Below are 23,749 nucleotides of genomic sequence, written 5' to 3' on the forward strand. Positions count from 1 at the left end.
GCCGGCTTCGCAGTCTGATAAGATAATTTTGCGAACCATATTATTATAATGAAAAAACTCTTACAAACGTTCTTAAGAAAACCCTGGCTCATTGCGGCCCTTCTCGTTTCAATTTCTTCTATACACGTACACGCGCAGACGAAAAACGGCTCTGTAACCGGCAAAGCGGTTGATGGCGCTGAAAAAACGCCGCTCGGCTTCGCTACGGTTGTAATCCGCAACCTGAAAGATTCGAGCGTTGTGGCTACCACAACAACCGAAGACAACGGAGGTTTTCTCGTAAAAAGTCTCGCCATGGGCAACTATAAATTGTATGTTGCTTTCGTAGGTTTAAAAACTGTAACAAAAGATTTCTCGCTCACGGCGGATAAACCTGCAGCAAATGTCGGCGACCTTACACTGCAGCAGGACGGCGTTGACCTGAAGACTGTAGAAGTAAAAGGTGAAGTAGCGCCGGTTATTGTCAAAACAGATACAATCGAGTTTAACGCAAAGTCGTTCAAAGTTCGTGAGAATGCCGTTGCAGAAGACCTTCTAAAAAAACTTCCGGGGGTTGAAGTGGCAAAAGACGGTACCGTAAAGGCTCAGGGTGAAACGGTTACCAAAGTGAAGGTAGATGGAAAGGAATTCTTTGGCAATGACCCACTCATCGCTACTCGAAATATCCCCGCAGAACTGATTGACCGCATCCAGGTCATTGACGAACAGTCTGAACAGTCGCGGTTTACCGGCGTTGATGACGGAAACCGCAGCAAGGTGATCAACATCACCACTAAAAACGGACTGAAGAAAGGATACTTCGCAAATGCCAATGCGGCTTATGGCGAAAACGACCGCTATGATGGCAAAGTATTCGTCAACACCTTCAATGATGAGCAAAAAGTTACGCTGGTTGGACAGTTTAATAACATCAATAAACAGGACTTCGGTAATATGGGCGGCTTTGGCGGTGGCGGCGGCGGCGGTATCCGTTTCAGCGGGCGCGGCGGCGGCGGAGCTAATCAGCCGGGTATCACAACCACTAACGCGATCGGACTTAACTTCCAGGATCTATACAAAGATGGAACAGAAATTTCCGGGAACTATTTCTTTAATAAAACAGATTTTGTCAATACACAAAACACACTGCAAACCAACCTGCTCGGTAACGCAACAAGTACATTCAGCAATCGGGCAGACAATAACTCAGACCGCAACAATCACCGGCTCAACTTTCTGATCGACACCAAACTTGACTCGACAACCAGTATCCGTGTTCAGCCCAACCTGAGTTATTCTCAGGATGAAAACAGCAACCTGAGCAACTATGTGCGCAACTACAACAATCTCAATACAGTCGGTGAACAGCGGCTTACTACAAATTCAACTTCGCCGGTACTAAGTAACAACATCCTTGTGCGGAAGAAATTTCTGCGCCGCGGCCGGACACTTTCACTGAACGTGAATACCAATGTGAATGATAACTCCGGAATTAACTACAATTACATTCTGGACAACAATACCGTAGACGGCGTACCAATTCAGAAGCTTACCGATCAGATGAATGACAGCAAGAGCAGTTCATTGAATAACACAGCCCGCCTGGTCTATACCGAGCCGTTGAGTAAAGTGGCCAGCCTCGAATTTAATTTTCAGAACGGCTATAATCATGATGTTTCTGAACGCTATGCCTACGATTATAACCCGGCGACCCTTTCATACGATCTCTTGAACACCACCTATTCAAACGTATTCGAGAATACGACGATTACCAATGCCCTGGGGCTGAGTTACAACGTTACGCAGAAAAAATACAACTGGAACCTCGGCCTGGCCGTTCAAAACACAGATCGCGAAAACATCAACAAAACGTTAAACTCAACAATAAACCAGAATTTTTATAACCTGACGCCTACCGCGCAACTGCGTTATAATTTCAGCCGAAGCAAACGTCTGCAGGTAGATTACCGCGGAAGCACGTCGCAACCTGGCATTAACCAGATCCAGCCCATCGTCGACAACACCAATACAACCACGCTTCCTGTCGGAAATCCTGACCTGCGCCCGGCATTTACGAATAACCTGCGCATCCGCTTCAACAACTTCAATTTTACAAAATTCCGTACCCTGTTTGCCTTTATCAACCTTTCACAGACAAACAACGCCTTCAGCAGTGAACGTGTACAGATCACCAATCCCGCAGATACCAATTTTGGTAAGATCCGTGTACGTACCATTAACGTAGACGGTGTTTACAGCGGTAACGCTTTTGCAAACCTCGGTTTGCCGATTATCCCCAACAACAAGCTGAATTTGAATATCAATATTAATGGCAGCTATCAGCGTGATGTGGATTTCAATACGGCCATTAAAAATATCAGCAATACATTTTCTGTTACAAACGGCTACAGCCTGATATCAAATATGGACCGTTTCGATGTAAATGCCGGCATCCGCGGAACGCTGAACCGTTCAACCTATTCGGCGCAGCCCGGTCAGAATAACACCTACTATACGCTGAACCCGACAGTTGATATCAGTTACCTTTTCCCCGGTGATGTACGGCTTGCCCTTGATATCGATTATTTCCAGAACACCGGCCGCGGACCGCAGTTTGACAACCGTTATACGCTGGTCAACTCTTACCTGAGCAAGCAGGCCTTCAAAAACAGAGGAACCTTTAAGGTTTCAGTAAATGATGCTTTTAACCAAAATCAGGGTGTAACCCGTACCTCGACAAGCAGTACGATTACCGACTCAAATTTCCTCGTATTGAAAAGATATTATATGCTAACCTTCACGTACAACCTGAACCGGGTCGGCGGTCGTACGGTACAGAATGAACCATCGCAGCAAGGTATGCCCGGAATGGGTGGCGGCATGCGCCGCGGCGGCTTTTAGTAACGGCGTTAAAATATATACATTGAATCAGGCTATCCTAACGGATAGCCTGATTTATTTATATCGAACACAGCCTTGTAACCTTTTGCCCGGAAATTTACTTTCTTTGAAACATGATGACATACCCGTTCGTTATGGCATCAGCTGATTCTCATTTACCATCTGTACCTATGATCTTTATCTATCAAATCCGTTCTCTCGAGCACAAAACCGAAGCTTGCCCTGATCTCATGTGCCCCATGTGCAGCCAGCAGGGTGGCGTACATATAACCGTGCGTCAGCGTTATGTGTGGTGGCTTGGGCCGATGTTACCCTCAGGCAAGTACGGCATTGCCTGGTGCGAACGCTGCGGCGACCGTATACTCGGCGTAAAATGGTCGCCCGAGCTAACCCGGCGGTATAAGGAAATCAGAAGTACCACAAAAACGCCCCTTCGTCTGTGGCGCGGTATGATTGTGATCTTCTCATTGTTTGCTGCGATTGTTCTGGCCGCCCTGTTCTTCGGCAGCAGGCATCAGGCGAAAGCCGCCGCAGATGAGAAGGAAAAGCAGGAATATATTACAAATCCGGCACCGGGTGATATCTATCGCGCAAATAATGGCGGCAGGATGTATAAGATCGATGAAACATCAGCCACGACAGTAGACAATATCTATGCACTTTATAAGGTGGTGCGCGTTTCGGGCGACTCGGTATTTGTGGTGCAGGGAAACGCTCAGCGTGTAGGAACGGCAGAAAATCCGGTTAATCCCTATATAGATGGATTCTGGGATGAGCTTGAAAAAGAAACGACCGCCTTTGGCTCCAAAGAGATTGCCATTTCGCATGCATCAATGATAAAATATGGGTACTTTTCTCGCCTGATCAAAGAAGAGGGCGATACCCCCGGGACCATAAGTTCAATCGTACGAAGTGAAAAATAACATTAACCAGCCTTTATGAAACACAACAAGTACCATACAACAGATAAGTACGGTGCAACGGACGACGATTATGAATACAGCGGCAACGCATCCCGAAGCCCATGGACACCACTCATCTTTTCTTTTCTGCTCGCTGCTGCCCTGCTTGTAGTAGCTTACCTGCGGTATCATGATCTTCGCGACTGGGAAATAACCGGCGGTACAATCCGCATGTACTCGATAGAAAAATTATGTTATGACATTGGTGGTCCGCTGGTCATGCCCATTTTTCTGGCCATTTGTGCGGTAATTCTGATATCTGCCGGCATTAAACAATTCCGCCACAGGCGCCGTCTATCGCAGCTGTAGATCACAGCGCAGCATCTGTATTTCATTTGTTACAATCGAAGGCGCTGACACGAAACAAACCTTTTCCTGGTTTTTCTGTCAGACAGGCAACACCAAATGTAACCAATGAAGAAAATTTTTACGCTTGTGCTCTTGTTATGCACCATGCTGCTGTATGCCCAGGACAAAAAAGGCTCGGTGAACGGGCGGGTGATGAGCAGTAAGGACAAAAGACCGATCGATTTCGCCTCTATAGCGCTTAAAAACCTCAAAGACTCCAGTGTGGTAAGCGCCAATACCACATCTGCCGATGGCAAGTTTGCGTTCAGCAATCTTCAACCAGGAAACTACAGGTTATTTGTCGCCTTTCTGGGCCTTAAAACGATCAACAAGGATTTTATTATACAGGCGGATAAACCACAGGTAAACCTCGGTGATATCTTTATGGACGATAACAGCATCGATCTGCAAACCGTCGAAATCAAATCTGACGCGCCCCCTGTCGTTGTAAAAAAAGATACGCTTGAATTTAATGCCAGTTCCTTTAAGACGATAGAAAATGCGGTAGTTGAAGACCTGCTGAAAAAACTGCCCGGCCTCGAAGTAGATAAAACGGGTACCGTAAAGGCGCAGGGCGAAACTGTAACCCGCGTTAAGGTCGATGGCAAGGAGTTTTTCGGAAATGACCCCCTCCTGGCTACGAAAAACCTTCCTGCCGATATGGTAGACAAGATCCAGGTAATTGATGAACAGTCAGAGCAGGCTAAATTTACCGGCATAGATGACGGTAACCGGGTAAAGATTATCAACATCACAACAAAAAAAGGCAGAAATAACGGTTACTTCGGAAACAATACAGCCGGTTATGGCAGTGATAACCGGTATGATGTCAATCTGAATGTGAACCGTTTCAACGCAAAACGGCAGCTTTCTGTACTTGGCCAGTTCAACAACGTAAACCGGCAGGGATTCGGCGGCGGCCTTGGTGGCGGTGGAGGCAGGTCCGGATCGGGCATTACACAAACGAATGCGGGCGGTCTGAACTTTGCCGACACCTATGCAGATGAAACCGAGATTAACGCAAGTTATTTTATCAATAACACAGCTAACCTGCGCCTTCAGAACAGCCTGACCCAGAATCTGCTTGGCGATGTAACTACCATCTTCAACAACAGGCAGCAGAACAACTCCGACCGCCTGAACCACCGCCTTAATTTTATGGTCGACACCAAAATCGATTCGCTGACCTCCATTCGCGTACAGCCTAACATCAGTTATACCAGCAACAACAGCAATAACCAGAATATTTACACGCGCGATTTCGCGGCCTACGTAACAAGCGGCAGGCAGGAATTGCGCAATGAGGGCACATCGCCAACATTTAACAACAACATCCTGCTCCGGCATAAATTCATGCGCCGCGGCCGTACTGTTTCTTTGAACCTGGAAACAAACATCAGCAACAACGATTCAGAAAATTTTAACTACATCAATGACGAAGTTGTGAGCGGCAGCGGCGGCAGGGACCGCCTGACAAACCAGCTGAACGACCGCACAAATCACTCGCTGAACCATACTTCGAGACTGGTGTATACCGAGCCCTTATCAAGAACAATGAGCCTCGAATTCAACTACCGCAACAGCTATAACTATAACAATTCTGAACGTCATACATACAATTACAACGAACTGTCGGGCCAGTACGATCTGATCGACCTGACCTATACAAATCTTTACGAAAACACCATTCTGATCAATTCTGCCGGTTTCAGTTTTAATCAGAACGGCAAAAAGTTTACCTGGAATGCCGGTCTGGCAGTGCAAAACAGTGACCGTAAGAATGTGAATATTTCCAGAAATACCCTCCTCACGCAGAATGTCTTCAACTATACACCTTCTGCCCTGTTCAGGTATAACTTCAGCAACAGCAAACGCCTGGTTATCAATTACCGGGGCAGTACCAGTCAACCTACAATCAGTCAATTACAGCCTATACCTGATAACACCAATACACAAAGTATTCCCGTCGGCAATCCTGACCTGAGGCCCGAGTTCAATAACAACCTGCGCTTCACCTATAATTCTTTTACCCAGGGCAGAAATCGTTCGCTGTTCGTAAACCTGAACCTGACACAGACATCGAACCGCATTGCAAACAGCAGTACACTGATCACTTCCGGAGAACATCAGGGCAAACTTGCCATTACACCCGTTAACGTAAATGGTGTCTATTCGGGATCACTTGCAACGTCCCTCAGCGTTCCTTTCCTGCCTGAAAATAAGCTGAACTTTCACATCAACATTGGGGGAAACTATGACCGGGATGTCAATTTCACCAATGCCCGCCGCAATATCACCAATAGCTGGTCGCTTAGAAACGGATACCGCCTGGTAACCAGCCTTGACCGGCTGGACCTTTCGGCATCTCTGTCAGGCGCCATTAACCGCGCCACGTATTCTGCCCAGCCAAACGCAAATACACGTTTTTACACGTTCAGCCCCTCGGCGGATGTGAGTTACCTCTTCCCCGGCGACATTCGCCTCGGACTCGACATCGACTATAACGCAAACACCGGTCGCGGGGAAAATTTCGACCGCGAATTCACCCTCCTGAATGGCTTTATCAGCCGCCAGTTTTTCAACGGGCGCGGAACGGTTCGGGCTTCTGTTAACGATGCACTTAACCAAAACCAGGGCATTAGCCGCACAGCAAATAACAACACCATCCAGGACGTCAGTTACAACGTGCTTCAGCGGTATTTTATGTTCTCATTTACCTATTCGCTCAGACAAATCGGCCCAAGGAGAAGAAACGGAGAGCGTCTGGAACGTTCAGAGCGCAATGAGCGCCCTGACCGTGGAAACCGAAGCGGCTCACGGAATTCAGGTGGAGGAAGACAGGGCGGCGGCGGGAGAAGGAACTAGTCCAGACCCGTCTGACCTGCCGCTACTGACGGTCTGCTGACGGTCTTATTTGGAATAGTTTTAAATAAACCCTAACTTGCGGCCTCATGAATCTTTCAGAATTGCATCCCGGGGAAAAAGCCACCATCGTCTCATTCAGCGATGCAGAGATGTCTGTCAAGCTGATGGAAATGGGTTGCCTTCCCGGCGAGATCGTCGAGGTTGAACGCTTTGCACCGCTCGGCGATCCGATCGCGATCCGGGTTGCAGGTTACCAGTTGTGTCTTCGCAAAAGCGAGGCAGCAGTTATTCTAATTCAATAAGTTTGGGAAAGTCGCTAAAGGTTGCCCTAGTGGGTAACCCGAATACAGGTAAGTCTACGCTGTTCAACCTGCTTACAGGATTGAACCAAAAGGTCGGGAATTTTCCCGGGGTAACGGTCGATAAAAAAACTGGTTCGATCCGGTTTGATGATGGCCGGACGGCAGAAGTTATTGATCTCCCCGGAACCTATAGCCTTTACCCCAAAAGTCTTGATGAACACATTGTATTTGACACCCTGGCAGCTTCCGGCGGTCCCGACGTTATCGTTGTCATTGCCGATGCAACGAACCTCAAACGTAACCTGCTGCTTTTTACCCAGGTAGCAGACCTTGGCTTCCCGGTTATTCTTGCCTTAAATATGATCGATATGGCCGACCGTTCGGGCATTCGTATCAACACCGATCTGCTTGCAGAAAAACTCGGTGTTCAGGTAGTCCCCATCTCTGCGCGGCGTAACAAGGGGATTGATGAACTGAAAAAGGCTATTCAGCACTGCACACCGGTTGCAACCCAGAAAAAGGTATTGAAGCCCGAAGAATTTATGTGCATGCCTGCCGTTGCAAGGGTAAAAGAGCTCGTGGGCGCAGACAATGATTATTATGCCCTGCAGTTGCTGCACCGCAAAGACCAGGTTTCATTCCTCGAGAAACAACATATTGAAGGACTGAATGAAATTAGCCGGCAGGAAAAGTTTGAATCGGGTTCGCTGCAGACCGCTGAAACCATTAACCGCTACCGCTACATCAGCCACATCCTGTCTGCAACCGTTGAGAGCAAACCTACGCATGACCAGTTTGCCTTTACAAATAAGGTAGACCGTATACTTACGCACAAGGTCTGGGGTTTCCTGATCTTCATTGCCATCCTGTTTTTTATCTTCAACGCCATCTTTGCCTGGTCGGGCTATCCGATGGATCTGATCGAAACGGGGTTTGGCTGGCTTGGCGATGCCGGGCACACTTATCTGCCGCCGGGGATGCTAACTGATCTGCTCATTGACGGTGTACTTGCCGGCCTTGGCGGAATACTTGTTTTTATTCCGCAGATCGCTATCCTGTTTGCCTTCATATCCGTGCTCGAAGACAGCGGCTACATGAGTCGGGTTACCTTTATGATGGATAAACTCATGCGCAAGGTTGGTTTGAACGGAAAATCTGTAGTGCCCATGATTGGTGGACTTGCCTGCGCCGTACCATCTATCATGGCCGCAAGAAATATCGAGAACTGGAAAGACCGGATGATCACCATTATGGTCACACCGCTTGTAAGCTGTTCCGCACGTTTGCCTGTCTACACGCTGCTTATTTCGCTCGTTGTTCCCGAACAGCGGCTATTCGGCTTTTTTAATACACAGGGTCTGGCTTTAATGCTTCTTTATCTGGTCAGCATGCTGGCTGCAGTAGTGGTTGCCTGGATCATGAAAGTGATTATCAAGGTCCGGGAGCGTTCTTACCTGATCATGGAACTTCCGGTGTACCGGGCACCGAGGTGGCGCAATGTGCTGCTTACGATGTACGAAAAGTCAAAAACTTTTGTGCTTGAGGCCGGTAAGGTTATTGTAGCCATTTCTATCGTGCTTTGGGTACTGGCCTCCTTCGGACCGGGAAATCGTTTCGACAGCATTGATCAGAAATACCAGATGGAACTTGTCAAACCCGGTGCAGACACCGCGCATATCCAGACCATGATGGGTACTGAAAAACTGGAGAACTCTTATGTCGGTATACTCGGGCATGCAATTGAACCGATAATCCGCCCGCTCGGCTACGATTGGAAGATCGGCATCGCGCTGATCACATCTTTCGCTGCGCGTGAAGCATTTGTAGGCACCATGGCAACGATCTACAGCGTAGATGGAGGCGAAGATGACTCGGCCACACTCGGCAGCCGCATGGCCGCATCAAAAAATTCAATAACGGGCTTACCCGTCTACACATTTGCTACCGGCGTTTCACTTATGCTTTTTTATGCCTTCGCCATGCAGTGCATGAGCACGTTTGCTATCGTGTACCGCGAAACGAAAAGCTGGAAATGGCCCCTCATTCAGCTGGTGTATATGACAGCGCTGGCCTATTTTGCGGCGCTGATTGCCTATCAGCTTTTGAAATAATTAAGGCCTGTTTCCGCCTACATTGATTACAATGCCCAGCGTAAATATTGAATTGCCGGCGCTCAGATACTTCCGGTTGCGCAGACCTATGTTTGTGCTTCCTGTATATTGCAGCTGAACATTTTTGCTCAGTGCGGTACGGGTAAAAAACACCGGTTCAAAAAAGATATTGTCTTCAGGCGTGTGCGACTGGTTATTGAGCAGAAACCTGTTCATATCAACGTAACTGAGCCGAAGGGCGGTGCCATAATTCAATTCAATCCGCTTACCAAAAAGCTGAAAGCCGTCCTTGTCTTTGGCACTGTAGTTTACCTGCATAAAAAACTTCCTGAAACCGACGTCCTGCTGTTCTGTCACAGTTACGCCCGTTGGCGTTGCCTCTTTGAAGGTAGTCAGGCTGCTACCTTTCCCAAAGCCCGCATAGGCCTCAAAGATCTGCCGGTCGCCCTCGCCAAAAGGCGTAAAATAACCGGCACCGGCCTCGACAAGATTATGGTTAAATTCCCTTTTGCTGCCCCGGTTATTCATAATCGAGCCGTTGAGCAAAATACCAAGATGGTTACCCGCGGCATAAGCGGCATTCACACTAACGTTCCCTTTCAGCGAAATGTGTCCGCCGGCGCTTAACTCTCCCTGGCTGCTTAGCATGGGCGTATTGGGAACATTAGGCATATAAACAGAGGAACAGGAGCAGAACAGGGCAATAAAGGGGATCAGGATGGTGTGTCTGGTAATTTTAGGCATCATTCGTATGGCAGGATTTTTAACGGGCATTCAGCAATAACCATACCCGCGGTTAACCCGGCCAAAGGTAAGGTACTCCGGAAGGTAAACCAACAAAGAAACGCTGCCCGTGCGACTTTCGTACACAGGCAGCGCCTTGTTACTACATAAGCCTATAGATCGTTATAGCTTACAATTTTTACATCCCGGTTTCTGGCCAGCATATCGGCCATGATCTTGCGGTGTGCAGCACCTACCCCCACTACAACGCGTTTTGCTTTTGAAGCGCGGGCCTGTCTTATCACATTTGCGCACATCCCTTCGTTGCGGTTTGTCCACTCGGCATACATTCTTCTGGCGCTCGCAGCAGGAAATCCGGGAAGGTCGAACGCTTGCGGACCACCGTAAAAATTCCAGGCATCATTAAGTTCTGCATAGCGGTCGGTGTTCATGTTCGCGTATTCAGACGCATGCATATTTTTCTTGTCTTCATCTGTCAGGTTGCTCAATCGCTCTAACTCTTTAAGCGTATGCGCCAACTGTGAAGTTGTATCTGCCTTGGCCTGCTTTTCAAGCACCCGGATCAGGGAATCAGTTTCTCCCCATGCCTTTGACCAGGGTTTATCAAATTTCTGGCAATCCATACTATCTATGCCATCAAGACCAAGTTCGTACACGAGTGGAAAGAAGATGGTCGTATATTCGCTCTTTGGCCTGAACAGACGCGCACTCTTTAGCGAGTCCTGATGCAGGAAGTGCTGATCGTAGTACATACGCTCTGCCTCCGCAAAGGTCTTTTTCATATAATTTTCGACAACAAAAACCTGGTATTCAGTATTTGCCCTGTCATTGTTAGCGGCATACCAGGATGCAAGATCCATGCGCAGCCGGCCCTGCCCGTTGGGCGATTTGCGAAGCTCCCGGTTAGCCCCGGAGATTTTTTTTGTCAGATTTCCAGGCGCATCGCCGAATTGTCGGTTCATAAATGTTTGGCCCCTGGCAAAGGCTTTCCTGGCCCAGTTATCAGATTCAAGCTGAACGAAGTCGCCGGCAGGCGAATATTCACCGAAAACCATATCTGGTTTAAATTTTTTGAGCTTGCTAACTACCTGGGCAAAGTTTTCAGACCCTTGCGGATTATCGTGTGAACTGCCTACAACTACAATTTCGATTTGCTGGCTGTACGCATTTACGAAAAACAGGCTGCAAAGAACGACTAACAGAAAAGATGGCGTGGAGATTTTCATAATAATTTTGTTTTTGTTGTGAACAAATGTCGCCTCAGCGCTTCGGCCGCAAAATAAATTGATACCAACCCCTCCGTTTATTATCCCAACCGGTTAAACGCAGCCGCTTTCCTGTTTACCCCGGTAAAAAACCGGTTCGTATAAAACAGCAGGCGGTTGGGATAACGATAACAGCCGGTTCGGCTGCTTTTCGTAGCTTCGGCGATAGATCGATTCGGGTCATACGTTTATAAAATGAAAAAATCTGCTGTTTTTCTTACCCACCTGGGTTGCTGGGCAATCTTGCTTCTTTACTGGCATGGAGAATTCCTGCTTAAAGAAGAAGTTCGCTTCAACGCTATCGCCTTCAACCTCTCTATGACGGTTGTTCAGATCATAGAATTTTATATCTGTTATCTTTGGGTATTTCCCGGGCTTTTAAAAAAACATCGCATTATGAGGCTTGTCCTGGGTTTGGTTGCTGCCATGGCTGCCTTCATTGTATTGCGCTACCTGATTGAAGAGGTTTTTTACCGCGCAGTTTTCGGAATGCACAACTACAGCGATGATACACCTGTCTGGCGTTATGTTGTGGATAATCTCTATTATGGTTCATCATTTATCGTAGTTGCGGGCGCTGTCTGGGGCGTCGAACACAGCTTCAGAAGCGAGAAAAACAACAGCCGGCTCCGGGAGGAAGCGAAAAAAGCCGAACTGGCTTTTCTGAAGTCGCAGATCAATCCACATTTTCTCTATAATACCATGAATTACATGTATTCGCTGGCCCTGCCGGTTTCAGAAAAGCTGGCTAATGCCGTGCTGCGCATGTCAGATCTGATGCGGTATACATTAAATACGAGCCCCGATGGCCTGCTTCCGCTATCGCGGGAAATAGAATACCTGGAAAGTTATATAGCGCTTTTTAAGATGCGTTTTGAACCCGAATTTTATGTGCGTTTCGATCAGTCAGGCATAGGCGCCGAGCGCATTGCCTCGCTCCTGCTCATCCCCTTTGTTGAAAATGCTTTTAAACATGGCGTTGTGCGTGATGCTTCCAGGCCGGTAAAAATTTCTGTAAAAGTTACCGGTAAGCGTTTTGAATTTGCCGTAAGCAACACCATCAGCCATGCACAGAAAGACAAATCAAGTGGCATCGGTCTGGCGAACATCCAGCGCAGGCTCGATCTGATCTACCCGGAGAAACACGATCTGTTGATCTCAAACAATGGACAAACGTACAAAGCTACCCTGATTATCAAACTCGACTAACAAAAGAAATGAGTAACGCTGAACAAACAATCCGCTGCCTGGCGGTAGATGATGAGGCTTATGCTGCCGAAATTATAGCCGGATATATTAACAAGACACCGTTCCTTGAATTGGTCGGGGCCACAAGCGATCCTTTCGAAGCGCTTCGGCTTGTGCAGGCCAATCAGGTAGACCTTGTTTTTCTGGATATTCAGATGCCCGAGTTAACTGGCATCCAGTTTTTGAAAATTTGCGGCGGCAAATGTAAGGTCGTACTTACAACGGCCTATCCTGAGTACGCGCTTGAAGGCTTTGAGTTAGACGTAATCGATTATCTTCTGAAACCTATACCGTATGAGCGTTTTTATAAAAGCGCTGTCAAGGTCAGGCAGATGATCACACCTGCAGCGGCGCCTGCACCGGTCCACCTCCCTGTGACGGACAATGGTTATCTGTTTATTAAAGGGGACAATAAAAACAAATTCATCCGGGTTGAATACAACGATATTCTGTACCTCGAAGGACTCAAAAACTACGTTTCTGTATACACGGGTACCCAGCGTCTTATAACATATCAGTCGCTCCGCGAATTTGAGGAGCAGTTGCCAAAAAACCTGTTCATGCGCATCCACAAATCGTACATTGTTCCCTTTTCTAAAATTCGAATGGTAGATGGCAATGCCGTTTACATTGGCGATAATTGTCTGCCTGTCGGTGAAACCTACCGCAGCGAGTTTTTCCGCAAAATCAGGGAATAAAATTATCTGAAGAACCTTGCTTTCTTGCTTTTTGCGGGCTGCAGGGGTGCCAGTGCTTCCGCCACTTCTATCGGCAGATCTGATTCAATAATATCAAAACCCGCTTTCGCAATCTCCTGGTATGCCATGCGCCGGGCGGCGGCGTCCGGAAGTTTATCTGCACTTGGTCCGGCACCGATCATGACCATTACCCCCCGGCTATGCAGAAGCTTACAAAGCTCCAGGTTTTCAGGCGTAATTTTCGGCCCCACATAAGCCATAAAATGCGACCAGGGAATGCCTGATTTATCGTAGGCATCGAAAGCCTGTTTTGTAAGAATGTGCGCAGAAAAAATCGCATTGTTGCTTTTCGCATAATAAAACTTCGCCTGCTGAGCGTTGTGCACGGTGAGCATCACCCAGCCCCAGGCATTGTGTCTTTCAATAATGGCTGCGGTCTTTTCCATCGGCAGGTCTTTCTTGTCGAGATTGATCAGCGTCTTGCCCCTGGCCCATTTTATGGCTTCATCGAGGGTTGGAATGCGCGATGCTGTTACATTTCCCTGGGGGTCTTTCAATTGCAAGGTACGCAGCTCCGCCAGCGTGTATGCCGATAACTTCCCGCTGCCGGTGGTTGTGCGGTCAAGCGTTGCGTCATGCATCAGTACAGGAATACTGTCTTTGGTAAGCCTTGGGTCGATTTCATAATAAGCCGGTGTATGCCTGAGCGTGTTCTCGAATGTCTCGATAGAGTTTTCCGGAAAACCGCTGACCATTCCGCCGCGGTGCCCGCTGACAAGCACCGTCCCATCGCCCTCATACTTAAAAAATGCCCGTGCATCCTTACTGCTGCGAATGTTGAGCCGGTGCATTTTCTGTGCGTAAATACCCTGGCCCAATAACGTCATTGCTACGAGAGCACCTGCTGTGATAAATTTTCTCATGATCATATCTTGCTGTTCAGCTTTTTTAATGTCATATCGCCCTGTTCATCAAAGTCAAGCAGGGTAATGGAAGAGTTCTCCTGAACAATCCTCCTGTAGTTTTTAAGCGGCATTTCAAGTTTATAGGCCATAAAAAGGCGGTTTACACCGTTGTGTGCCACGACCATGACACGGCCCCGGGCGAAGCGTTTAGTCAGCTCATTAAAGAAATCGTCCAAACGCGTCACAACCTGCAAAGCTGTTTCACCCGTGCCGCCGGCGCGGGTATGTTCAGGATTTGTGCACCAGTCGGCCCAAAGTTCAGGGCTCTCGGGGATAAATTCCTCTTTCGTCTTCCCTTCCCACCGGCCAAAATCCGCCTCAATCAGCCTTGAATCTTTTTGCACCCCTTCAGGTAAGCCTGATGCGATCTGCGCGGTCTGGTAAGCACGTTGCAGGGGCGAAGAGAAAACGGCATCGAAATGTAAACCGGCAAGTTGCGTATGCACCCCATGGGCCTGATTTATGCCCTTTTCTGTAAGCGCAATATCTGTCCGGCCACAATACCGGTTGCCATCGGCGTTATATGCCGTCTCTCCGTGTCTAAGCAGGTAAACTTCAAGCATGTGTTATGTTATTTTGCAGGTAACCCTTTTCGCGGAGCAGACCTATGAATGTGTGGTAAGATTCTTCGTAAACGGCAGCAGGTCCGGGCTGAGGGAAAGTTGTGTTTTCAATAGCTGTCATGGCACCGGCGGCCTCGGTTAAGGTGCGGAAGTGGGTTTTTGAAGCAGCAAGGATGGCCGCACCCAGGGCTCCGCTTACATTTTTCATTTTATGCACCGGCAAATTAAGCACATTACTTCTGATCTGCAACCAAACCGGATTTTTACTGCCGCCTCCTGCAGAATACACAGCTGTCACGGTTTCGCCGGATAACATCGCCGCGAGTTCAAGTGCATACCGTTCAACATAAGCCAGGCCTTCCATATTTGCAGCGAAAAGCATTTCGGCATCAAGGCCTTCAGGGGCAAAACCCCGTGCCTGTGGCGAAATGAACGGGAAACGTTCCCCTTGCTGGATTAACGGGTACGCATATTGCCGTGTTGGCACCAGCCGGGCCGCCGCCTCAGTAAGCCGGTTCAGATCTGCACCTGCAAAGGCACTGCCTACCCAGTCGGCCCCGATGTTTGCTGCTCCGCCAGGCATCCAGTAACCTTCAGGGTGGCGGTGAGCGTACAGCCGCCCCTTCTCATCTTTAACCGGCTGGCGGGTAATCCCCTTTATCACCAGCGTTGTCCCGATGGTGGTATTCCATTGTCCCGGCTGTACCGCTCCCGAGGCTACCTGCGAAGCACAGCCGTCTGTCATCCCCGCTGCTACCGGCACCTGCTGCTGCAAACCAAACTGCCGGGAAAGCTGATCGGTTAACATTCCTACCACGGTTCCGGGAGCAACGACATGCGGCAAGCAGTCTTTGTTTATAAACAAATCCCGACTTATCCAGGCGGGCCAGTGCATGTTCGCTACATCGTAACCTGACTTCAGTACATTGGTGTAGTCAGATATCCCGTACAAACCGGTTAGCCTTCCGGTTATAAAATCCGCGGCGTGCGCCCAATAGCGGATATGCTTCGCCTTCTCAGGATGAGTATTCATGAACCAGCACATTTTCGGCAGACCGCAGGATGCATTAAACACCACAAAACTTTCTTCGCCGGATGCTTCCGAAAATTCCCGGCATTGGGCCGCTTCTTCGACGGGACGGGGGTCGCTGTACATCAAAGCAGCATGCAGCGGCGTTCCTGCTTCGTCCAGCGGAATGACCGTACCTGAAGTTGATGTAACCGAAATGCCCGAAAGTCCTGAACGGTCGAGTTCCTGCAGCAGGCCACCCATCAGGCGTGTGCAAGCTGACCACCAGATCAGCGGATCCTGCTCGCGCCTGTGCTCGTCATCCAGGGCAAAAGCCTCTTCCGCTGCGCCGAGTGTCACGCCGGCAGCATCAACCGCCAGCAGCCGGACACCCTGCGTGCCGATATCTATCCCGATGAAATATGGATTGGTCATATGGCCTGCGTCTTTCCGGCCGGTTGAACATAGAGCCTTTTCAGGTCCTCGCGTGCCGCTTTCCACTGCCGGTACCAGGTTGCACAATCTGCTGTATCCTGCGGGTGTATTTCTTCTGTTTCATTCATCTGGTTTCCTGGTACGCCGAGCGCAAGGTTACAGCTGATTACGCCGCCCGCTACCGAGGCCTGCCGGTAACCCTTCCTGATGCGCACCGTTTTACCGGTCAGGTCGGCAATAAACTGTCGCAGCAAAGGGCTTTGAAATCCGCCGCCGCAGGCCCAGACGTAATCCAGCCCGTAAGGAGCCACATCAAGCAGACAATCGAAATTCTGTCTGATAGAGCAGGCTATATCCCAAAGGGTAGCCCTGACAAAGTCGGCCCGCGTTAATTCATGACTCACAGGTGTATTAAAAAGAAAACCGCCTTTCGGCAGGGGAGAATGTTCTTCTGCAATCAACGAGCCCAGTGACGCAACGCATCGGACCTGACCTGTTCTGGCCAGCTCCGCTTCAATCACCTCATAACCTTCATTTGGATAAAATATTTCCTTTAGCCGCTGGTAGTTCAGCCCCGTTACGCCCGCGTTTGCCTCAAAGACAAATCTGCCGGCTTCAGTATGCCTTCCCGACCATGTCCGCTGGTGTGCATCAATGACATAATGCGCTGTTATGCGTACTATAGGCGTAGTGGTTCCTGACACGATGACGATATCGCCGCTGCCAGGCATGGTACTTTGAATAGCAAGCTGTGTGTCTGCACCGCCTACCACAACAACCGCCGACTCAGGGATGCCTATGGTCGAAGCCACCGCCGGCAGTATAGTTGCCTGAACAGTGCCCGACTGATGCAGCGGCGGCAGTAGATCTGTCGAAATGCCGAATGCAGCGCATAATTCATCTGACCAGGCCATTTGTTCTATATCATACAGTTGTGTTTCTGATGCCTGCGCATGCTCGTAGCCGGCTATGCCGCATAACATGTATTGCGCCCAGTCGCTGATGCTCAGCACCTCCCTGCACCGCGCATACAGATCGGGCCTGCGCTCCCGAATGCCCGTCAATTTCATTGCAGAGAAAAGTGAAGATGGGTATCGACCCGTTAATTCGTAAATACGGTCTTTCCCGGTAATGCGGTCTTCCCATTCACGGCCGCGGTGGTCGTGATTCGGCAGGCCGGTCAGCAGTTCGCCTCCATTACCAAGCAATACAATGCCTTCCCGCTGTGAAGATGCAGTTACAGCGCGGATTTCGACATATTTGCAGGCCGCAACAGCCTTTTGTGCCAGCTGCAGGATTTGCTGCCAGAGCACAGCAGGCTCAAAAAAAAGTGCATCAGGGTAAAGCTCATCTTTATGGTAGATCACGTCCGCACGTTCTACGGCAAACAGGTTTCCATCAGGTGCTGCAACGGCTACCCTGACGTTTCCGGTGCCGATATCGATAATCAGGTAGGCTGGTTGTTCGGTCATGTCGTTCTATTTGAGCTGTAAGTGTTCGGCATTTTCGGCCAGGTATTTAAGCACCTGCGCATTCATGATCGTTACATGATGATCTTCGACTTCATCGGTCGCCCCGGCAGTATGCGGTGTAGCCAGTACATGGGGATGGCGGATAAGCCGGTAATCGGTCTCATCAGGTGGCTCGTGATCAAAAACATCAAGTATGGCACCGCGGATCCTGCCACCCTCCAGTGCCTCAAGCAGGGCTTCGCGCCTGACTACCGAAGCACGTGCCGTGTTGACGAAAATTGCATCGCTTTTCATCAAGGAAACGAGACGTCCGTCAATCATGTTCAGGGTATCCGGAGTTACGGGCAGATGAATGGATACGATGTCGCTTTCACGAAACAGTTCGTCAAGCTCCATCCGCTCGTAAGCCGGATCGTATTCACTTACATATGGATCATAAAAATGAATTTTACACGGAAAATTCTCCAGCATTTTGGCAATACGCCGTCCGATGGCACCGAAACCCACCAGGCCCACAGATCTCCCGGCCAGTTCATTGCCTTTAAATTCCAGGTAAGAAGTATGCGCACCTTCATCCCAGCGCCCCTCTGCAAGCCACTGCCTTGCAGAAATGGTCTTTCGCAGCAGGGTAATAACATTTGCTACAAAAAGTTCTGCAACAGCCTGAGCGTTTCGTGCGGGTGTATGGAACACCGGTATACCGAGGCGGGCCGCAGTGTCAATTGAGACGTTTGAAGGCGTTCCGCGGCAAACGCCGATAAAACGCAGCTGAGGAAAGCGCTCAATAACCTCTGCCGTTACCTCGTCGTGTTCCGTAATCAGGGCATCGGCAGCTGTATCGTGCAGCAGTGTAATCAATTCTTCCTCGTTATATGCCCTTCCCTGCGGTTTCCATGACCTGTAAATAATGTCTGCGAATTTTCCCAGTTCGTTCTGCCCCTGCTGGTTGTAGGGCGCGGTGATCAGTATTCTCATGTATCTGCTATAAACTTGAATCATTTATTAAACTGCGGCTCGTCTGAAGCTGCGTTTCGCCGGTAACTGCTGTACGTGCGCCATCAGGCAGGTGGATAAAGCGTGTAAGCAGGGCACTGACAAAATAAAGTCCCGCCAGGATCCATACTACACCTTCATTGCCTGCCGAACCGATAAAAATGCCGACAATTGCCGGACCTGCAAACACGGCCAGACCGGCACCCAGGTTCAGGATAGCCATCGCTGCACCCTTGTCTTTCTTCACCAGCGAAGGAACCAGTGCTGATAGTGGAACATAGCCGGCAAGCAAAGCCCCCCACAGCACGCCACAAAACATCACAATCCAGAAACTGCCGCCTGAGAAATCGGGCGAATAGTAAAAAAGCAGGGTCGTCAGGCCACACCCTACACCTCCAAACCACATTACCGTGTTGCGCCAGCCAAGCCGGTCGCCCACGAAACCAAAAATCAGGTTAAAAGCGATATTTGCCGTGAAGATTGTGCCCCAGATCTGCAGCCATTCAGTTGTCGGGAAACCGTGTGCAGCCATATAGGTGGGCAGAAACACCGGAAAAGCAAATTGTGCTGTCGTGTTGATAATCCTTACAATGCCGCCCAGTAATACCTTTGGCTCTTCGCGGATGATGGTCAGACCCTTAGCCAGCTCCTCTGCCTTGCTGCTCCCGCTACCCGGCACAAATTTGTCTTTGTTTAATACCAGTGCAAAAAAAGCACCTACAGCAACCCAGAAGATCGAGCTCCATAACGTGTTCAGATAACCAAGATTTTGTATGGCCCAGCTGGAATAGTAAGCACCAAACACGTTAAGTCCGCCGGTAAAAACAAACCAAAACCACCCTACTGCGGTACCCAGCTTACGCTGCGGACTCCGGTAGGTGATCCATACCAGGAACGAATAGGCAAACAGCGGATAACCGAACCCACGAATGGCGTACGTAACCAGCATGATACTGAACTTCAGATCGGGCATCCCATATGCTACAAACCCAACTGTTCCAAGAATGTAAAGAATCAGACCCATGAACATGGTCCTCTTTGGTCCAAAACCTTCTGCAAGCACGCCCGAAAACCAGGATGATATCGCAATGGTTACACCATATACCGTAAACAAAGAGGCGCTCTGCTGGATCGACATCCCCCTGTCTATCAGGTAGGGACTTAACCAACCCTGTTCAACACCATCGCCCATCATGAAGATAAGAATGCCCAGGTAACCCCAAGCCAGATTTTTCGGAATACCAGCCCGGTCAAAGACCGATGTGCTGCCGGCTTTTACAGCGTGCATGTTCAGTTTGTTTATATTTGGTTATAAATACGAAAAGCAATAATAAACAAAATATAACAGAATTTAAGTTTTTGAAATAATTTATAAGTTAGTCGTGCTCGATTTGAGAGCAAATCACTTTAAAATGGATGCATTCGGGGCTATGACAAACGCTACTAAAAAAACAACCAGTCAGGTCTTATTCCCAGCACGGCCTGCAGTCATGCTTCAACTAATAAGCTCAGAAAACGGTCATAAGGACGGGCTCGTCAATACTTGCACACTATTTTTCCTGCCTGAATGCGGGGTATTTTCTCAAAATTTTCATAATTCGCGGTCTCAGAATACTTAACATCCGGTCGAAGCCCAGATCAGTAGGATGCGTCCCATCTACCGTAGCTTCATGATCGGCGCCCAGCAGGCCATCGGCTTTAATAAAATAAAGATCTTTTATACCGGAACGCAACAGGCTGTCTACCTGCCTGCTTATCTCGTTGTTCTGAGCGGTTACCCGGGCGCCGGCCTCCTTATCCAGGTAACCTTTTTCCCTGATAATGCTTTGCATTACGATAATGGGTTTGCCGGGCTGTCGTGTGCGGAGGGTGCTGATCAGGTAGGCGCTGCGCTCACGGATTTGTTCAGGCGAGGGGTTGGGTATGCAGTCGAGGATATAGGCATCAGCCGGGATCGAGGCCACCAGGTCAGCCGCCGCTTTTTCCATTTTGGCGCTGCCACTCAGCCCCATATTGAAAAAATTGATGCCCGTCATCCGGCTCAGACGTGCCGGATAGGCCATACCTGGTCTGCTGGCTGATGCGCCATGAACGATACTTGAACCGTAGATCAGCACGCGATTCCGAAACTGACTGCCAAGCGGTTCAAGCAGCGCACCCGGCAAAACGCCGACTTCGAGCGATAGAGCTTCATCGTACAGAGGCAGGTACAACAGGCATTCTTTTTCTGTATGACCAAGATTTCGCGCCAGTACGGCTTCACTGCAATCGCCCGTAGGGCCAGCCGCACCCGCATACTGCCACTTTCCGGCGCTCCTGATATACAGGTCGAGACCTTTATAAGCAATAGCCGTCATGTTTACACCGGTCTTTTTTTTAGTTACACACCAGCGCGCCGCAACCAGGTCACTATTGGTTTTGAAACTGATAACAATCCCCGCAGATGTGGTGAGCAGATTTTTGACGGCAGAAGGAAGTTCCGGATAACTGGCCGTATCAATGCGCTGATAGGGCTTTTTGGTCTTCATAAATTTCCCTTCCACATACAAAGAGGCAGCGGGCCGGTACTGAATGGCCTGTATCTGCATACTTTGAGCGGTAACAAGCTGTGCTGCGCAGAACAGCAACAGCAGCAGAAGTATTGATCTTTTCATTTGGACAACATTAACGGTTTATTGAATAGGTCCCGACAGCCTGACCGTCGTCGCGAATCATTTCTACAGACAATTTGCTCGGGTTAGCCCTAAACCGGATCAGGGTTCTTTTGCCTGCCTGCGGCCCCCCGCCGATGACGATAGGGAAGTTATGCCCTTCCTGGGGTTCATGAATACCATACCTGTGCGTATGGCCGCTGATCAGCATATCGATCTTATGTTTATTAAACAGCGGACCAAACAGCTGCCGGCAGTGCATGGCACCATGCCAGTCGCCCGAGTAGTAGTGCGGAATATGCATCAGAACCACTTTAAACCTTGCTTTCCGATAGGCCTTGCTTTGCATATGCTGCGCAAGCCAGGCCGCCTGTTCTTCCCGAAAACGGTCATAGTCTGCCAGCCCGGCGTACACAGGTGTGTCATCAGCTTTGTCTTCGCCGGTGTCCAGGCAGATGAAATGTACCGGGCCGCGATCAAAAGAAAAATAGGCGCGACCGCCCGGGTTCTCAAAATACTGACCGATATTCGGCGAAAATTTTCCGCGCGTTTCGTGGTTGCCGCGAATAAACATAAAAGGTTTCAGGCTGGCAAAACTTGCCGTACAGGGTGCAATCATATGATCAATGAGTTGTTGCTCATCAGTCTGGTAGTCAAACATATCTCCGTTCAGGAAAACAAAATCATAGGGCTCGGCCTTGTTTAATCCGATCAGCTGGCTGTATGAAGCCGGACGGTCATGTATATCATTCAGAATAAGAAAGGAAACATTTTCTTTATCATCCGGCGGTGTTGTAAAGCTGTAAGGGCCGGACTGAATCGTTTCGCCAAACGTAATCTTATACGGCTGAAAATCCACAATCTCTTTAGAAAACACGGTATAACTGTAAGCGGTACCCGGTTTGAGACCATTGAGCCTGATGCGCTGTATGCGGGGATTGATCTGGAACATGCCATTCACACTGCTCTCTGCACGCAGCTTTTGCCCGCCAACGGCCTGGTACTCGACCCAGCTCTGGGATTGTCTGCCGGTAAGCCACATAATCGTCATGCCGTCCGGCTCCGGAGCCTGGAGATAAGGTTTTGTTAAAAAGACATGGCCTTTTGTTTCAATATTTTGCCCGGCCGCAGCGGCAATTGTTTCTACCGGCGACAGACCGAGCCCGAGGGCTCCCCCGGTTAATGCCGTCCATTGAAGAAAGTTTCTTCTATTCAGGTTATCTGGTTTCATTTGAAAGTGTTGTGTACAAATTGCGTTTCAAAGTACCGCTAAAACGGATACCATTATATAAAATTGATGTTAACAAATTTGTTCTAAATAGCTGTTTCTCCTGCAAATACCACCGGATCTTTACTCTAGAAGTCTTTTTTTCAGGTTGAAGTTAAATCAGCAGAATGTTAAGAAATATTGCCCTGCTTGTTTTTTAAATCTTTCTATTAGCTTTGCGATAAGAACCAAATTCTCTGCATCCACATGAACATTACAGACAGGCATAGAATGATCTTACAGATCCTTCAGGAAAACGGCCGTGTAGACATCAATGAACTGAGCGCTCAGCTAAAGGTTTCAGGGGTTACTATCCGGAAAGATCTTAAACTGCTTGAAGATAAAAACCTGCTCTTCCGTACGCGCGGTGGCGGGTCGAATACCAATCCCTACGCCAGCGAGCGAACAATTAACGAAAAAGAGTTCATCAACACCGAAGACAAGAAAAAGATCGCCGCCGCAGCTACCGGTCTCATCGGCTCAAATGATTCCATCATTATCGGTTCAGGCACAACCATGTTCGAGCTGGCGCGCTGCCTGCACCCGGCACATCAGTTAACGGTTATTACACCGGCGCTCCGCGTAGGTCTCGAGCTGAGTACCAGGCCAAATGTCGAAGTGCTCCAGCTTGGCGGACTTATACGTCCGAATTCATCGTCGGTGGCCGGCATTCATGCCGAGCGCGTGCTTGCGGAAATCTCGTCACGCTTCGTGTTCCTCGGCGTTGATGGTATCGATCCGGAGTTTGGCTTTTCCATTACCAACCTGGCTGAAGCTGCGCTGAACCAAAAAATGATTGAAACCTCCCAGTCTGTTGTCATTCTGGCCGACAGCTCGAAGTTCAACAAACGGGGCCTTGGCCGCATCTGTACCTTTGACCAGGTTGAATATGTCATTACCGACAGCAAGGCTCCCAATAAAACTATCCAGTTTCTTGAGGAAAAAGGCATCAAAGTCATTGTTGCCTAAGA

General features: G+C 49.0%; 19 protein-coding genes. 9 read left to right on the forward strand and 10 right to left on the reverse strand.

Annotated features, from left to right (window positions below; all coding sequences use genetic code 11):
- Window positions 1–48: 48 nt before the first annotated feature.
- The 6 genes from EJV45_RS18880 to feoB all read left to right on the forward strand — a co-directional run bounded on the left by EJV45_RS18880 (window position 49) and on the right by feoB (window position 9,468).
- Window positions 49–2,880, forward strand: coding sequence for a TonB-dependent receptor (locus EJV45_RS18880; RefSeq protein ID WP_129718224.1), 2,832 nt, complete (start codon window positions 49–51; stop codon window positions 2,878–2,880).
- Window positions 2,881–3,014: 134 nt separating this feature from the next.
- Window positions 3,015–3,803 carry a hypothetical protein gene (locus EJV45_RS18885; RefSeq protein ID WP_129718226.1) on the forward strand — a complete coding sequence of 263 codons (789 nt, stop codon included), beginning with the start codon at window positions 3,015–3,017 and terminating at the stop codon, window positions 3,801–3,803.
- A gap of 15 nt (window positions 3,804–3,818) precedes the next feature.
- Window positions 3,819–4,151: a hypothetical protein gene (locus EJV45_RS18890; RefSeq protein WP_129718228.1), complete on the forward strand. Its 333-nt coding sequence runs from the start codon at window positions 3,819–3,821 to the stop codon at window positions 4,149–4,151.
- 105 nt (window positions 4,152–4,256) lie between these two features.
- A complete protein-coding gene (locus tag EJV45_RS18895; RefSeq protein ID WP_129718230.1) occupies window positions 4,257–7,055 on the forward strand; it encodes an outer membrane beta-barrel family protein in 2,799 nt (932 codons plus the stop codon).
- A gap of 86 nt (window positions 7,056–7,141) precedes the next feature.
- Window positions 7,142–7,357 carry a FeoA family protein gene (locus EJV45_RS18900; RefSeq protein ID WP_129718232.1) on the forward strand — a complete coding sequence of 72 codons (216 nt, stop codon included), beginning with the start codon at window positions 7,142–7,144 and terminating at the stop codon, window positions 7,355–7,357.
- Between the two features lie 2 nt (window positions 7,358–7,359).
- Complete coding sequence (gene feoB, locus EJV45_RS18905; protein ID WP_129718233.1) at window positions 7,360–9,468, forward strand: ferrous iron transport protein B; 2,109 nt, start codon at window positions 7,360–7,362, stop codon at window positions 9,466–9,468.
- Here the strand turns inward: feoB and EJV45_RS18910 are convergent, their stop codons facing one another.
- Window positions 9,469–10,215, reverse strand: a complete 747-nt coding sequence (locus EJV45_RS18910) for a hypothetical protein (protein WP_129718235.1) — start codon at window positions 10,213–10,215, stop codon at window positions 9,469–9,471.
- A gap of 149 nt (window positions 10,216–10,364) precedes the next feature.
- A complete protein-coding gene (locus EJV45_RS18915; protein ID WP_129718237.1) occupies window positions 10,365–11,438 on the reverse strand; it encodes a DUF5694 domain-containing protein in 1,074 nt (357 codons plus the stop codon).
- 234 nt (window positions 11,439–11,672) lie between these two features.
- Between EJV45_RS18915 and EJV45_RS18920 the strand changes: the two genes are divergently transcribed.
- Window positions 11,673–12,686 carry a sensor histidine kinase gene (locus EJV45_RS18920; protein ID WP_129718239.1) on the forward strand — a complete coding sequence of 338 codons (1,014 nt, stop codon included), beginning with the start codon at window positions 11,673–11,675 and terminating at the stop codon, window positions 12,684–12,686.
- A gap of 8 nt (window positions 12,687–12,694) precedes the next feature.
- On the forward strand, window positions 12,695–13,423 hold the full coding sequence (locus EJV45_RS18925; protein WP_129718241.1) for a LytTR family DNA-binding domain-containing protein: 729 nt from the start codon (window positions 12,695–12,697) through the stop codon (window positions 13,421–13,423).
- 2 nt (window positions 13,424–13,425) lie between these two features.
- Here EJV45_RS18925 and EJV45_RS18930 read toward each other — a convergent pair whose 3' ends face one another.
- The 8 genes from EJV45_RS18930 to EJV45_RS18965 form a co-directional block, all read right to left on the reverse strand.
- A complete protein-coding gene (locus EJV45_RS18930) occupies window positions 13,426–14,346 on the reverse strand; it encodes a glycerophosphodiester phosphodiesterase family protein (protein WP_205942431.1) in 921 nt (306 codons plus the stop codon).
- A gap of 2 nt (window positions 14,347–14,348) precedes the next feature.
- The gene (locus EJV45_RS18935; RefSeq protein WP_129718245.1) at window positions 14,349–14,951 is read right to left on the reverse strand and encodes a histidine phosphatase family protein; all 603 of its coding nucleotides are present in this window, start codon (window positions 14,949–14,951) and stop codon (window positions 14,349–14,351) included.
- The gene (locus EJV45_RS18940) at window positions 14,944–16,395 is read right to left on the reverse strand and encodes an FGGY-family carbohydrate kinase (protein WP_129718247.1); all 1,452 of its coding nucleotides are present in this window, start codon (window positions 16,393–16,395) and stop codon (window positions 14,944–14,946) included. The genes EJV45_RS18935 and EJV45_RS18940 overlap by 8 nt, the downstream gene beginning before the upstream one ends.
- Complete coding sequence (locus EJV45_RS18945; RefSeq protein WP_129718249.1) at window positions 16,392–17,867, reverse strand: FGGY-family carbohydrate kinase; 1,476 nt, start codon at window positions 17,865–17,867, stop codon at window positions 16,392–16,394. Before EJV45_RS18945 ends, EJV45_RS18940 begins: the two co-directional genes overlap by 4 nt.
- A gap of 6 nt (window positions 17,868–17,873) precedes the next feature.
- Window positions 17,874–18,842, reverse strand: coding sequence for a 2-hydroxyacid dehydrogenase (locus EJV45_RS18950; protein ID WP_129718251.1), 969 nt, complete (start codon window positions 18,840–18,842; stop codon window positions 17,874–17,876).
- 7 nt (window positions 18,843–18,849) lie between these two features.
- A complete protein-coding gene (locus EJV45_RS18955; RefSeq protein WP_129718253.1) occupies window positions 18,850–20,148 on the reverse strand; it encodes an MFS transporter in 1,299 nt (432 codons plus the stop codon).
- Between the two features lie 262 nt (window positions 20,149–20,410).
- Window positions 20,411–21,514, reverse strand: a complete 1,104-nt coding sequence (locus EJV45_RS18960; protein ID WP_205942432.1) for an SGNH/GDSL hydrolase family protein — start codon at window positions 21,512–21,514, stop codon at window positions 20,411–20,413.
- A 10-nt stretch (window positions 21,515–21,524) separates the two neighbouring features.
- Window positions 21,525–22,742 (reverse strand): metallophosphoesterase family protein, encoded by a 1,218-nt coding sequence (locus EJV45_RS18965; RefSeq protein ID WP_129718255.1) that lies wholly within the window; start codon window positions 22,740–22,742, stop codon window positions 21,525–21,527.
- Window positions 22,743–23,009: 267 nt separating this feature from the next.
- Between EJV45_RS18965 and EJV45_RS18970 the strand changes: the two genes are divergently transcribed.
- Window positions 23,010–23,747, forward strand: a complete 738-nt coding sequence (locus EJV45_RS18970; protein WP_240755351.1) for a DeoR/GlpR family DNA-binding transcription regulator — start codon at window positions 23,010–23,012, stop codon at window positions 23,745–23,747.
- Window positions 23,748–23,749 lie beyond the last annotated feature (2 nt).

It is taken from the genome of Pedobacter sp. SYP-B3415 (assembly GCF_004138205.1).
Lineage (GTDB): Bacteria > Bacteroidota > Bacteroidia > Sphingobacteriales > Sphingobacteriaceae > Pedobacter.